Genomic DNA, 13,110 nt, shown 5'->3' with positions numbered 1-13,110 from the left:
GTCTACGCCGAGGCGAGCGCCTCCGGCGCGGTGGCGGTGCACAGGTCGTGCACGAAGCGCATCTTCTCCAGCACCCGCTCCGGGAGGACGAAGGGGTACAGGTCGTCGCGCCCCATCGAGCGGTTGACCATGTTCAGCGACCAGGCCAGCGGCAGCCACAGCTCGATGATCTTGTCGAATCCGGCGCGGCCGACCTGGGGCCGGTCGAGCGTGGCGCCCGCGGGGGCGAGGCCGAAGGCGGCCGCGGTGTCGAGGGTGTCGCGGACGTGCAGGTAGTGGGCGAAGGTCTCGGCCCAGTCCTCGGCGGCGTGCATGGTGGCGTAGGAGGACACGTAGTCGCGTTCCCAGCCCGCGGGCGCGCCCTGGGAGTAGTGCCGGTCCAGTGCCGCCTGGTAGTCGGCGAAGGGGTCGCCGAACAGATCACGGAAGCGTCGCAACTCGTCGTCCTCGGTGACCAGGACCGGGAAGTAATAGTGGCCGATCTCGTGGCGGAAATGGCCGAGCAGGGTGCGGTAGGGCTCGGCCATCTCGATGCGCAACTGTTCACGATGCGGGTCGTCGGCCTCGGCCAGGTCGAGGGTGATCACCCCGTCGACGTGACCGGTCATGACGCCGTCGGTGCGGCTGGAGAGCAGGTCGAAGGCCAGGCCGTGCGGGTCGCTGTCACGCCCGACGATCGGCAGGCCGAGTTCGGCCAGTTCGAAGATCAACCGCCGCTTGGCCGCTTCGGCCTCGGCGAAGGCGGCCAGACCGGCCACGTCGGCATCGTTGGGCCTGGTCCGGGTGAGTGCGCAGGAGGCACACAGCTTCGGCCCGGGGGCGTTCCCTTCCGAGACCAGCCAATTGCATTGCGCCACATGCAGGTTGTCGCACAGCCGGAACCGATCGCGGTCGACGACACCGCCCGCGTGGTCGACGGCCGCGTCACCGGGCGGATCACCGATCACCACGAGGGCACGCTCGTGCAGGCTGAAACCGAGCCGGCTCGAGCACGACAGACAGACCGAATTCTCGAAAGCCAACTGCTGACCGCAGTTCGGGCACACGAAATCACGCAAGGGACTACACCTCCACCGGGGCTACATCGACCGAAACCGTGATTGTGGACTGTTTGGCGTCGGTGTAGATGATGCCACGCAGGGGCGGAACGTCCTGATAATCGCGACCCCACGCCACCGTCACGTACCGCTCGTCGGCGAACTGGTCGTTGGTGGGGTCGAAGGCGATCCAGCGGCCGGCGCGGTCGGTCTCGTCGGCGCCGGGTAGCCAGACCGCGGCCCACGCGTGGGTGGCGTCCACGCCGACCATGTGTTCCTTGCCCGGCGGCGGATCGGTGGCCAGATACCCCGAGACGTAGCGGGCGGCGAGGCCCACCGCGCGCAGGCAGGCGGCGCCGATTCGGGCGAAGTCCTGGCAGACGCCCTCGCGCGCGGCGAACACGTCCGCGACGCTGGTGCTCACCGTGGTCGAGCCGGAGCGGTAGCGGAAATCGTCGTGGATGCGGGTGTTGAGCTCGGTGACCGCCGCGAGCAGCGGGCGACCCGGCGGGAAGCTCTGCGCGGCGTAGGCCACCACCTCCGGGGTGATCTCGGCCGGCAGCAGGTCCAGGGTGAACTCGACGGCGAGCGGCCCCGTGGTAGTGCTCGGCCGCGCCGATTCCCACGGGATGTCGGCGCCCTCGATCGTCGCCGGATGGGCACCGTCGACGTCGACGAGCGATTCGCCGGTGACCTCGAGCTTGCGATGTTCGGCTGTCACATGGAAATACGTGGTCGTGTTGCCGTAGACGTCGGTACCGACGGAACGGTCCGAGGGCACCGGGTCGATGTAGATGTCGTGTTCGAGCGAGCGCTGCCCGGCGAATTCGCGCGGGGTGAGATAGGCGCGGCCGTAGGAGCTGGTGACCTCGTCGGAGTAGCTGTAGGTGGTCCGGTGCACCACCCGATAACGCCTGCTCATCCGACCATCCTGGTGTTGCCCCACAGCGGCTGGATGCTGGCCGGGGCAGCGAGTTTGGTGGTCTCGAACGATTCGGACAGCTTGCGCAATCGCAAGTGCACCCCTTCCAGCAGCTCCACCAGTTCGGTGCGGACGCCGTCGTCGTCGGTCTGTTCCAGATCGGCCGGGTCGACGCGGCGCAGCATGCGCTGGGCATCGGCGAGCAGCCGCTGGGACCGGGACGCGCCGGAACCACCCGGCAGCGCCTGGAAGTCGGCTTCGAGGCGGTCGAGCTGATACACCAGCGAGCGCGGGTTTCCCGGGTCGAACAGCAGCAGGCCCGCCAGCGCGGCGACGTGGGCCGAACCGCGGTGGCGGCGACGGTAACTCACGGCCGACTCGGTGGCGGCGAGCACCGCCTCGGCCACCACCCGCTCGACCTCCGCCGATTTCGCCTGCGTCAGCGCGGAATTGAACAGCGACGTGAGCGCGAGTCCGCGTTCGACCCGCTTGCCGATATCCGTGACGTACCAGCCGGTGTCGCGCACCAGCGATTCCGCGCCGATCCCCGACAGCGACAGCAGCGCGGCCAACGTCAACGAGTGCACCGCCGAGAGCGCGTTCTCCTGTTCGCTGTTGGCACTGCGGAATTCGGCCAGCGCGCGGTCCACCGCGCCGACGATCATCCAGGTGTCCCCGGAGAGCTGGTCACGCACGGCACGCGCGGCCGCGCCATAGCGGTCGACGGCATGCGACAACGATCCCGGCAACTCCCGATTGCCGGTGAGGGCGGCCAGGTAGTGGAACCCCTCGGCCGACGCGCCGGCCACCGCTCGTCGCGTGGCTCCGCCTTCACCACTGGAATCCATTGCTCGATGGGTGAACTGCCCCTGCGTCTGCCTGGTTCGCGCGATGGGCGGTTCGCCCGCTGCCACCGGCTCGGCACCGCGTTCGGCCGTAGTACCCGTGGTCCGCAGCGCACGAGCCAAAGCGCTGGTGCCCGCGCGCTCCCATGGCGACTCGGTGTCGGCGTCGTCGGTATCCGATTCAGCCGCACCCGAGTCCCCGTCGTCTCGTGCCGACACCTCGGCGGCCGAGGCATCGGGGTCGCGGGTCGGCGCCGGGGAAGGTCGCGCTGCCGCGGGTTCCGGCGAACCGACGGGTGCCGCAGCCGATTCCGGGTCGACGGCGGGTCCCGGCGTCGTCGCCTCGATCGGCGAGTGGACGCGGACCAGGGCGGCCGCGCGGGCACTCGGCAGCACCGATTCCGGGGCGACGGTTCCGGTGGTGACCGAGAGAGCGCGCATGAGGATCGGCAGGGCCTCGGCGCCGTCGAGCCAGGGGCGGTAGCGGTAGTCCTGGTAGACGTCGTGGGTGGCGGCGAGCAAGCGGACCACCGATTCGGCGCGTTCGCTGTAGCGGCCCATCCAGAACAGGTCGTTGAGCACGCGCGGGGAGCTGATCGCCTCGACGACCGGCACGGCGCGTCGCAGGCGCTCCTCGTGCGGGGCCTCGGCGCCCACGGCGGGCGCCGTGGCGGGGGCGGCGCGCACCCAGATGTCCTTGGCCGCCACCTTGATCACGCTGCGGGTCGGTTCCAGCCGCATCCGCTGCTGACCGAGCCCGCCCGACATCGCGGTGTATCCACCGCGGCGAGCCAGCGAGAACAGCCGCATGCCGACCGGCACCGGCGCGATCCCGGCCTCGTCTTCGACCGCGGGGGCGACCGAGAATTCGGCGGGTTCCTGGCCCACCCACTTCCACTGCTCGGCCTCGATCCGGGCGGCGAGCTCGTCCCGTTCGGCCGCGGCCAGGCTGGGACCGAAGATCGTCGACCCGTCGACGGCGGACCGGATGACCAGGTCACCGACGTGCGACACCAGGTGCGCGCGCTCGGTGTCATCGCCGCCCCAGTATGCGGGCGTGCCGTCGAGCTGCAGGTCCTCGCCGAGGATCGAGCGGGCGATGCGCGGCAGGAACGCGCTCAGCGCGGGCGATTCCAGCAGTCCGCTGCCGAGGGTGTTCACCACGGTGACCGCACCACGGCGCAGCACCTCGACCAGCCCGACCACCCCGAGGCGCGAATCGGGACGCAGATCCAGCGGATCGGAGAACTCGGCGTCCACCCGCCGCAGCACCACGTCGACCCGTTCCAGACTGCCCAGTGAGCGCATCCACAGCGCGCCGTCGCGCACCACCAGATCAGCGCTCTCGACCAGCGGAAATCCGAGCATCTGCGCCAGATACGCCTGATCGAACGCGGTTTCGGAGTGCGAGCCCGGGCTCAGCACCACGACCACCGGTTCCGCACCATCGGCCAGCTCGGGTGCGGCTTCCTCGAGCATCAACCGCATGGCGCGGGCGAACGGGGTGAGCGGGCGCGGGCCCGCGTGCTCGAACGCCTCGGGAATGGCCTCGGCGACCACCCGCCGGTCGGCCAGCGCGTACCCGGCGCCCGAGGGAGCCTGTGCCCAGTCGGCCAGCACCCGGAACCGGCCGTCGCTCCAGCGGCTGATGTCACACGCGTGCAGGAACAACTGGTGGGTGCCGGGGATCATGATGCCGTGCGCGGCACGGACATAACCGGTGCTGCCGAACACCACCTGCGGCGGCAGCAGGCCCGAACTCAGCAGCCTGCGCGGGCCGTAGACATCGGTGAGGACCTCGTCGAGGACCAGTGAGCGCTGCACGAGACCGGTTTCGAGGCGGGTCCAGTCGTCGGCGGAGACCAGCAGCGGGATGGGGTCGAGGCGCCAGGGGCGTGGGGTGGCGGTGTCGTCGCCGAGGCCGACCTCGGTGTAGGTGACGCCGTCGTCCTCGATCTGCCTGCGCACCCGGTGGTCGATTCGGCTGATCCCGCCGGTGCCCTGGTCGACGAAGTCGGCCGACAGCTCCGACCACATCGACCTGACCCGGCCGCGCCCGTCGACGAGCTCGTCGTAGTAGGTCTCGGTCGGCCTGCCGCACTCGTCGAACCGCGACCCCCTCTTGCTCTCGGCTCGATACCGGGCGAACTGTTCGGCCACCTGGGCTCGGATGCCCGGTGGCTGCCGGTTCCCGTCCCGTAGCGCCTCGTCGCGCTCAGTCACCGAAGGGCCTCCTGTGTTTGTTGGAGCGCTGGCGCGCTCGAGGTTCGCGCCCCCGGCGGTCCCGACGATCAAGCACCGTTTCTTGCTCCTTCGTCGCGGACGAAACGGCGCCTGATCGTCGGGACGGGCGCGAACCGCCGACTGCGTCGGCGATCCCTCCTCGGGGTCGGGATGTGCGTGGCTGGGTGGGGGTGGATCGGTTTTCCTGTAGGTGGTTGCTATCTGTTGGTTGTCCAGTTCCACACGGTTCTTGCGCGGCGTAGGTCCAGGATGCCTGGCGCGCCCAGGTCGGTCGACTGTGCGGCGATTTTCGCACGGAGTTCGGCGGGGTCCATCGGGTTCACCGTATGTCCGGCTGCTTCGAAACGGCGATTTCGGCGGGATTGGGCGGCTACCGCGTTGACGGGGGCGTCGTCGAAGGCGCGACCACCTGGGTGGACGACGTGGTAGGTGCAGCCGCCGTGGGACAGGCCGGTGGCGGCGTCCACCAGGTCGAAGACCAAGGGGGCGTCGACTGTGATGGAGGGGTGCAGGGAGTTCGGAGGTTGCCAGGCGCGGTAGCGGACTCCGGCCACCTGCACGTCGGTCTTGTCGGTGGCCAGCAGGGGAATCGGCATGCCGTTGCAGGTCACCACGTAGCGGCCGCGGTCGGCGCCGACCACACGCACCTGGAGACGCTCGACCGAGGAGTCGACGTAGCGGGCGGTGCCTTGGCCGGTGGTCTGCTCGCCGAGGGTCAGCCAGGGTTCGATCGCGCCGCGCAGTTCCAGTTCGACGTCGCCGATCATCGCCGTTCCGATCCGGGGGAAGCGGAATTCGGTGAACGGGTCGAGCCAGCTGGTGTCGAAGTCGATGCCGTTGGCGCGCAGGTCGGCCGCCACCTCGGCGATATCGCTCATCAGGAAGTGCGGCAGCAGGTAGCGGCCGTGCAGGTTGTCGCCGTGGCGGAGCAGGGAGGCGCGGTAGGGCTGGTCCCAGAACATGGCGACCAGGCCGCGAACCAGCAGGGACTGCACCATCGCCATCTGGAAGTGCGGTGGCATCTCGAAGCCGCGCAGTTCCAGCAGCCCGAGGCGACCGCGCGCGGAATCGGGACTGTAGAGCTTGTCGATGCAGAACTCGGCCCGGTGGGTGTTGCCGGTGAGGTCGGTGAGCAGGTGTCGCAGAGCGCGGTCGATATGCCAAGGGGCCGACTGGATCTCCGACGGCGTGGCCGCACCCACCGCCTGCTCGGCAGTGAGGCGGGCGATCTCGGCGAAGGCGATCTCGAGTTCGTAGAGCGCGCCCTCGCGCCCCTCGTCGGCGCGAGGCGCCTGCGAGGTCGGGCCGATGAAGCGACCGGCGAACAGGTAGGACAGCGCCGGATGACGTTGCCAGTAGGTGAGCATCGAGACCAGCAGATCGGGGCGGCGCAGCAGCGGTGAGCGCGCGGGACTGATCCCGCCGAGGGTGATGTGATTGCCGCCGCCGGTGCCACCGTGGGTGCCGTCGACATCGAAGGACTCGGTGCTCAGCCGGGCCAGCCTGGCCTGCTCGTAGAGGGTGCTCAGCACGTCGGCCTGCTCGGCGAAGGAGCTGGTCGGCATGATGTTCACCTCGATCACGCCGGGGTCGGGCGTCACCGAGAAGGTGTGCAGGCGTGCGTCACTCGGCGGCGCGTAGCCCTCGAGCACCACCGGCTGACCGATCGCCGCCGCGGCTTGTTCCACCTTGGCGATCAGGTCGAGGAAGTCGTCCAGCTCGGTGACCGGCGGCAGGAACACATGCAACCGGCCCGCCCTGACCTCGGCGACGAGCGCGGTGGTCGGCGTGAAGTCCGCCGATTCGAGCACGGCCGGTGGTTCTTCGCGCGGCAGCCGCAGGGGGCCCTGGAAGAGCGGATCGGCCTCGGGGAGTACCGGCGGGGTGTGCCAGGATACCGAGTTCAGCGGAAGACGAAGCCCCGCAGGGGAATCACCGTCGGCGAGCACGATCCGCCCCGGACCACCGTCGTCGTCGCGACCGCGGCGCAACTGCCAATCGGCACTGGCCCAGCCCGCGCCGTCAGCTCTGCGATGGATGGGCAGTACGAAGGCGGTCGGCTCATTGACGGACTCGTCGAGGCGGCCGAGCAGGGTGCGGCGAGCCTCGGGGGAATCCGCGACCGGATCGAGATCGGCCGCGGGCGGTTCGCCGTAGGGGGCGGTGACGGTGGCGGCGAGCCGAGCCAGAGGGTCCTCGAAGGCCGGGCGCACCTGTCCGTCGGGGAGACCCAGCGTGCCCGCGATGTGGGCGATCAGCGACTTCGCCGCATCGGCATCAGCGGCCGAATTCTGTGGTGCCAGCAGCCCGGTCGAGGCGTGGAGCGGCTGCGCACCGGCCGAACGGACAGGCGCGGCGTTGAGCGGTTGGGATGCGGCGATCTGCTTGCCGTCGACGGGTCGGCCTGCGGTCGACATCGCGGAGCCGAGGCCGCCGGAATCGTCTGGTTTCGGATTCGGCGGGCGGACCGCGCTCGATGAGGCACCCGCGTCGGACGACCGGCCGACAACCGTGCCCGGCGCCGAACCCACGACCGGGGTCCACGGGTCGGCGAGGAGATCCTGGCGTTTCCACACCGGCTCCCCGTCCGCACGCCAGGCGATGGCGATCTCCCAGCGGGGCAACGGCTCTCCGGGATACCACTTGCCCTGGCGGTACTGGACCAGCCCGGTGGGGGCGTAGATCGAGCGGAGACGGTCGGCGAGATCGACGGCACGTTCGCGTTTGTGGGGCCCGTCGGCGTCGGTGGTCCACTGGGCGCTCATCTGGTCGTCGATGGAGACGAAGGTGGGCTCGCCGCCCATGGTGAGGCCGACGTCGGCGGCCGCCATCCGCGCGTCGATGGCCGCGCCGGAGGCGGTGATGCGTTCCCACTGGGATTCGGTGTAGGGCAGCGTGACTCGCGGGTCCTCGTGGACCCGGCGCACCACATTGCTGAAATCCAGGGTGGCCTCGGTGATTCCGGTGGCGCCGGTGATCGGCGCGGCGGCGCCGGGATGCGGGGTCGCGGCCAGCGGAATGTGGCCCTCACCGGCGAACAGACCCGAGGTGGGGTCCATGCCGATCCACCCGGCGCCGGGTAGGTACACCTCGGTCCAGGCGTGCAGGTCGGTGAAGTCGGCGCTCGGCCCGGACGGTCCGTCCAGGGCGGGGGTGTCCGAGGTCAGCTGCACCAGGTAGCCGGAGACGAAGCGTGCCGCCAGCCCCAGCTCACGCAGGATGCCGACGAGCAACCACGCCGAATCACGGCAGGAGCCGAGCGCGGCGCGCAGCGTGTGGTCCGGCGATTGCACGCCCGGTTCCATCCGCACGGTGTAGTCGACGGTGTTGCGCAGCGCGTAGTTGAGTTCCACCAGGTAGTCGATGGAACGGATCCGCCCCTGCGCGCGGTGCACCCGCACCCAGTCCAGCAGCAGGTCCCCCGGCCCCGATCCCGGCTCGCCCTCGTCGACCGGGCGCAGATACGGCTCCAGGTCGTCGGCCAGCGCGTCGGGGTAGCCGAAGGGGAAGTACTCGGCGTAGTCCTCGACGAAGAAGTCGAACGGGTTGACCACCTCGAGATCGGCGATCAACCCGACGGTGATCGACAGCTCCCGCGTCGGCTCCGGAAACACCAGGCGCGCAACGAAATTACCGAACGCGTCCTGCTGCCAGTTCACATAGTGCTCGGCCGGTGACACCTGGAGCGAATACGCCTCGATCGGTGTCCGCGAGTGTGGCGCGGGCCGCAGCCGGACCTCGTGTGGATGCACCTCGACGAGCCGATCGAAGGAGTACGCGGTCCGGTGCTCGAGTGACACCTTGATACCCATGACCCAGTTCACCACAGACCACCCGCGCCACGCGGGCCGACGAAACCGGAGTTTCCCGACGGGCACCAACCCGAAACCCGCAGGCAACACAGCCGCACAATAGTGGTGGCGGCCGGCGCCGCGGGCTCGGCCTGGCGGCCTTCCAGGAACCGACCGCCCCGTAGGGTGGGGGCCGTGAGCTACGACCACATTCTTCTGCCGTCCGGCGTCGCCAGCTCCGTCGACGAGGTGGACGCGTACCTGGCCGCCCAGGAAGGTCTGCCCGAGTCCGAGGCGATCGCCGAGATCACCATCGAGTTGAACGCCCGCAACAGCGAGCTACCGGTGGACGACACGTTCCTCAGCGTCGAATCCGTGGGCGGTCCCAGTGGGGACACGCTCTACGTGCCCTCGCCCTACGACGCGATCGGCTTCGTCCGCAACCTGCTCTTCGACCTCGCCACCCCGCGCGGCTACGCCGTCTACGACCCTCAGCTGTCCTGGCTGATCGACCCGGCCGGCTACGTGCCGGTCGCCGTCACTCACGGCGGTGCGGGCGAATTCCCTTATCTCACCGAGGAATTGGCGTACCGCTGGGTGGCCGGCCTGGCCGACCCCAACCCGTACCTGATCGTCGAACGTGGCGACCAGAGCTACATCCAGACCTATCGAGATCCCGACGGTCCCTACACCCTCGAATACCGCGACGGGTCGCCGGAGCGCCACTTCGGCACCACCATCGACGATCCGGCGCAGGTGGCGAGAATCATCTGGGAATGGACCACCGGCAAGTCCGACGTGGCCGACGCGGCCGGCTGGACCCGCGTCGAGTTCTGACCGCTACAGTGCCCGTCGGCCCGACAGGGCGCGGCCGAGGGTCAGCTCGTCGGCGAATTCCAGGTCACCGCCCATCGGCAGGCCCGAGGCCAGCCGGGTGACCGACAGACCGGGGAAATCGCGCAGCATGCGCACCAGATAGGTGGCCGTCGCCTCGCCTTCGGTGTTCGGGTCGGTCGCGATGATCACCTCGCTCACGTCGACGCCGTCGTCCTGATTGCCGATGCGGGTGAGCAGTTCCCGGATCCGCAGCTGATCGGGACCGACACCGCTGAGCGGATCGAGCGCACCGCCGAGCACGTGGTAGCGACCACGGAACTCGCGGGTGCGCTCGATCGCCTGGACGTCCTTGGGTTCCTCGACCACACAGATCATCGTGCGGTCGCGGCGCGGGTCGGCACAGATCCGGCACAGTTCGCCGTCGGCGACGGTGCCGCACGAGACACAGAACTGCACGCCGTCGCGCACCTTCTGCAACGCGGCCTGCAGCCGGTCGATCTCCGGCGGCTCCACCCCGAGCAGGTGAAAGGCGATGCGCTGCGCGCTCTTCGGACCGACGCCGGGCAGTTTGCCCAGCTCGTCGATCAGATCCTGAACCGGACCCTCATACATCAGAAGTCGGGCAGACCGGGCAGCGAACCGCCACCGAGACCGGCCGAGAGCGGGCCGAGGCGCTCGGCCGCCAGCTTCTGCGCGTTGGCCATCGCGTCGTTGACCGCGCCGATCACCAGGTCCTGCAGACCGTCGACGTCCTCGGGATCGACGACCTTCGGATCGATGGTCAGAGCGGTGATCTCGCCGCTCACCTTGATGGTGGCCTGGACCAGACCGCCACCGGCCTGTCCCTGCACCTCGGACTCGGCCAGCTCGGCCTGGGCCTGCATCACCGCCTGCTGCATCTGCTGGGCCTGGGCAAGAAGTGCCTGCATGTCGAACTGACCATCACCGGGTTGCACAACAAGTCCTCTCTGAGAAGTCCGTCGCGTTTCAGCCTAGTACTGACGCGTCGCGGGGATGGTCCCACATCCGACCCTGCACACCCACCTACCGGCCGGGCTGTCGTCGGCAGCCGAGCGGATAACAGATTGATTGCTGGACTGTCGCATCGGTTCCGCTCGTTGCCTATCCGCCTACGATCGAACATGGTCGGGCCCGGGTTCAGCAACCGTAGGGAGAATACGATGAATGCCATCCGCGCGCGCCTGGTCACCACCGCGGCCCTGTGCGCATCCGTTGTCGGCCTGCTCGTTCTCACCCCCGTCACCGCGTCGGCCCAGCCCGGCGCCGGAGTCGCCGATTACGGCGGCGGCTGCGTTGTCGATCCCGGCAATCCAGCGGCGACCATCGATTCGCTGCGTTTTCGCTGCAGCGTCACCCAGCAGGATCAGATCTACCGCGACTCGCAGGCGGGCGCCGTGCCGATGGGCGTCGTGAACGGTTGGGTGACCCGCCCGACGAACCTCACCGGCGTCGCCCCCGCCCTCTGGATCGGCAAGGTGTTCCACACCGGCCCCGACGGTGGCTGGCTGACCAATCGGGTCACCGGCGCCGGGATCGAGGCCTTTCCCGCCGATGTCTACCGCGCCCCGTCGATCCTCGACGCCGGGCCCACCTGGGCACTGAACTACGCCCCCTCCCCCACCCCGCAGGTCTACGACGAGATCCGCGAGGTCAGCCCCGGCGTCTGGTTCGGGTACTCCTGGTGGCGCGAAGGCGACTGGCCCCTGATCGCGGCCTTCGTCCTGGCCCCCGCCTGATCGGCGGGTTGACTCTCCCCTCGTTGGAGGGTGTTGTCTGGTCTCCATGACAGCCACCGTGGCGATCGGCGAATTCGCCCGCCTCACCCTCCTGAGCGTCAAGACCCTGCGTCACTATCACGCGATCGAGTTACTCGAGCCGGTCGCGGTGGACGCGGGCACCGGCTATCGCCGCTATTCGGTCGACCAGGTGGAGCAGGCGCATCTGATCCGCAGGCTCCGCGATCTGGACATGCCGCTGCCGCAGATCCGTACGGTGCTCGCCACCACCGATCCCGCCGACCGCGATGCCGCGCTGCGCGAGCACCTGACCAGGATGGAAGCCGAGTTGCAGCGCACCAGGGACGTGGTCGCCTCGCTGCGCGCGCTGCTCACCGTGCCCGCCGCACCACCGAAGGTCGACTATCGCGTGGAACCGGCGTTCACCGCGCTCACCGTCACCGAGAAGGTCGATCGGTCCGGCATCGCCGACTGGTGTGCCACCACGTTCGAACAGCTCTATGTGACCCTGCTCGAGGCAGGCATCACCCCGGGAGGTGTTGCGGGCGCGACCTATTCGACCGAGTTCTTCACCGAGGACAACGGGTCGGTCACCGCGTACGTGCCGCTGCCGCCCGGGGCCGACTTCGTCCCGATCTCGGGTCTGACCGTCGCCGACTTCCCGGCGCACCGCTATGCCGTCACCGTGCACACCGGCGCGTTCGAGGACTTCGACCGCACCTACGGCGCACTCGGCAGCCACGTCGCCGAGCACGACACCGCCGTACCCGACGAACCGGTCCGCGAGCGCTATCTCGTCGGACCCGACCGCACCGACGACCCCGCCGACTACCGCACCGAAGTGTGTTGGCCCATCACCGAAGGAGAAGACGAATGACCCTCGACCTCGGCAATGTCACGTTCGACTGCCACAACGCCGCCGCACTGGCCGAGTTCTACGCCCGGCTGCTCGACCGCGCCGTCGACCCGGATGCCAACGAGTTCTTCGCCACCGTGGGCGCGACCGCGGGCGTGTCACCGGTACTGATGTTCACCCAGGTTCCAGAGCGGACACCCGGCAAGAACTCGATCCACCTGGACTTCCACACCGCCGAGTGGCTCGAGTCCATCGAACACGCGGTCGGCCTCGGCGCCGAACACATCGCCGACTTCGACGAGTACGGCAAGGTCTGGGCCACCCTTGCCGACCCCGAAGGAAATCTCTTCGACATCGGCAAGGACTGAGCTCAGGCCAGCTCGCGCGCCAGGTTGCCCAGCACCTCGGCCTGGATCTTCTTCAGGCCGAGCGGAGCGAAGATGCCCTCGAAGATGCCCGAGACGCCACCCGCGCCCTGCCAGGTGGTGCGGATGGTGACTCGGGAACCGGCGCCCTCGGGGGTGACGGTCCAGGTGTTGACCATGGAGGAATTGGCATCCCGCTCGGTGAGGAGGGAATCCGACACCGTCACGCTCGCGCGCACGTTGCGGGAACGCTTCTCGGTGGCCTGCAGCGTCCACTCCACCACGGTGCCCGCGCCCTTGCCGCCTTCGACAACCTTGTAGTCGCGGTAGTGCGAGGAGAGAATGCGCGGCCGGATCGTCTCGTAGTCGCCGATCGCTTCGAGCGCGCGCTGCGGATCCGCTGCGACGACGATCGAACTGCTGGCGTTGACCTGTCCCACTGTTGACTCCTTGTCG

The 13,110-nt window shown here is 69.2% G+C and carries 11 protein-coding genes; 4 read left to right on the top strand and 7 right to left on the bottom strand.

Annotated elements, in window-relative coordinates; translation table 11 throughout:
- Window positions 1-2: 2 nt before the first annotated feature.
- The 4 genes from BOX37_RS01350 to BOX37_RS01335 all read right to left on the bottom strand — a co-directional run bounded on the left by BOX37_RS01350 (window position 3) and on the right by BOX37_RS01335 (window position 8,860).
- Window positions 3-1,058: a zinc-binding metallopeptidase family protein gene (locus BOX37_RS01350; protein WP_071925854.1), complete on the bottom strand. Its 1,056-nt coding sequence runs from the start codon at window positions 1,056-1,058 to the stop codon at window positions 3-5.
- Window positions 1,059-1,062: 4 nt separating this feature from the next.
- Window positions 1,063-1,959: a transglutaminase family protein gene (locus BOX37_RS01345; protein WP_071925853.1), complete on the bottom strand. Its 897-nt coding sequence runs from the start codon at window positions 1,957-1,959 to the stop codon at window positions 1,063-1,065.
- Entirely contained in the window at window positions 1,956-5,027 is a 3,072-nt protein-coding gene (locus BOX37_RS01340) for a circularly permuted type 2 ATP-grasp protein (RefSeq protein ID WP_084759370.1), read from the bottom strand. Before BOX37_RS01340 ends, BOX37_RS01345 begins: the two co-directional genes overlap by 4 nt.
- A 218-nt stretch (window positions 5,028-5,245) precedes the next feature.
- On the bottom strand, window positions 5,246-8,860 hold the full coding sequence (locus tag BOX37_RS01335; RefSeq protein ID WP_071931091.1) for a transglutaminase family protein: 3,615 nt from the start codon (window positions 8,858-8,860) through the stop codon (window positions 5,246-5,248).
- A gap of 174 nt (window positions 8,861-9,034) precedes the next feature.
- On the opposite strand from BOX37_RS01335, the gene BOX37_RS01330 reads away from it, so the two are divergent.
- Window positions 9,035-9,676, top strand: a complete 642-nt coding sequence (locus BOX37_RS01330) for a hypothetical protein (protein ID WP_071925852.1) — start codon at window positions 9,035-9,037, stop codon at window positions 9,674-9,676.
- A gap of 3 nt (window positions 9,677-9,679) precedes the next feature.
- Here the strand turns inward: BOX37_RS01330 and recR are convergent, their stop codons facing one another.
- Together recR and BOX37_RS01320 are read right to left on the bottom strand one after the other, a co-directional pair.
- Window positions 9,680-10,288, bottom strand: coding sequence for a recombination mediator RecR (recR, locus tag BOX37_RS01325; RefSeq protein WP_071925851.1), 609 nt, complete (start codon window positions 10,286-10,288; stop codon window positions 9,680-9,682).
- Window positions 10,288-10,605, bottom strand: a complete 318-nt coding sequence (locus BOX37_RS01320; protein WP_420811601.1) for a YbaB/EbfC family nucleoid-associated protein — start codon at window positions 10,603-10,605, stop codon at window positions 10,288-10,290. Before BOX37_RS01320 ends, recR begins: the two co-directional genes overlap by 1 nt.
- A gap of 252 nt (window positions 10,606-10,857) precedes the next feature.
- On the opposite strand from BOX37_RS01320, the gene BOX37_RS01315 reads away from it, so the two are divergent.
- From BOX37_RS01315 to BOX37_RS01305, 3 genes are read left to right on the top strand one after another with little or no spacing between them, the layout of a single operon-like run.
- The gene (locus BOX37_RS01315) at window positions 10,858-11,433 is read left to right on the top strand and encodes a hypothetical protein (RefSeq protein ID WP_071931090.1); all 576 of its coding nucleotides are present in this window, start codon (window positions 10,858-10,860) and stop codon (window positions 11,431-11,433) included.
- Window positions 11,434-11,479: 46 nt separating this feature from the next.
- Entirely contained in the window at window positions 11,480-12,310 is an 831-nt protein-coding gene (locus BOX37_RS01310) for a MerR family transcriptional regulator (protein ID WP_071925849.1), read from the top strand.
- Window positions 12,307-12,657, top strand: a complete 351-nt coding sequence (locus BOX37_RS01305) for a VOC family protein (RefSeq protein ID WP_071925848.1) — start codon at window positions 12,307-12,309, stop codon at window positions 12,655-12,657. Before BOX37_RS01310 ends, BOX37_RS01305 begins: the two co-directional genes overlap by 4 nt.
- 2 nt (window positions 12,658-12,659) lie before the next feature.
- Here the strand turns inward: BOX37_RS01305 and BOX37_RS01300 are convergent, their stop codons facing one another.
- A complete protein-coding gene (locus BOX37_RS01300) occupies window positions 12,660-13,094 on the bottom strand; it encodes an SRPBCC family protein (RefSeq protein WP_071925847.1) in 435 nt (144 codons plus the stop codon).
- Between the last annotated feature and the right edge of the window lie 16 nt (window positions 13,095-13,110).

Origin of the sequence: Nocardia mangyaensis (assembly GCF_001886715.1) — a bacterium.
Taxonomy (GTDB): Bacteria; Actinomycetota; Actinomycetes; order Mycobacteriales; family Mycobacteriaceae; genus Nocardia; species Nocardia mangyaensis.
This window is presented reverse-complemented; position numbering and strand designations above follow the sequence as displayed.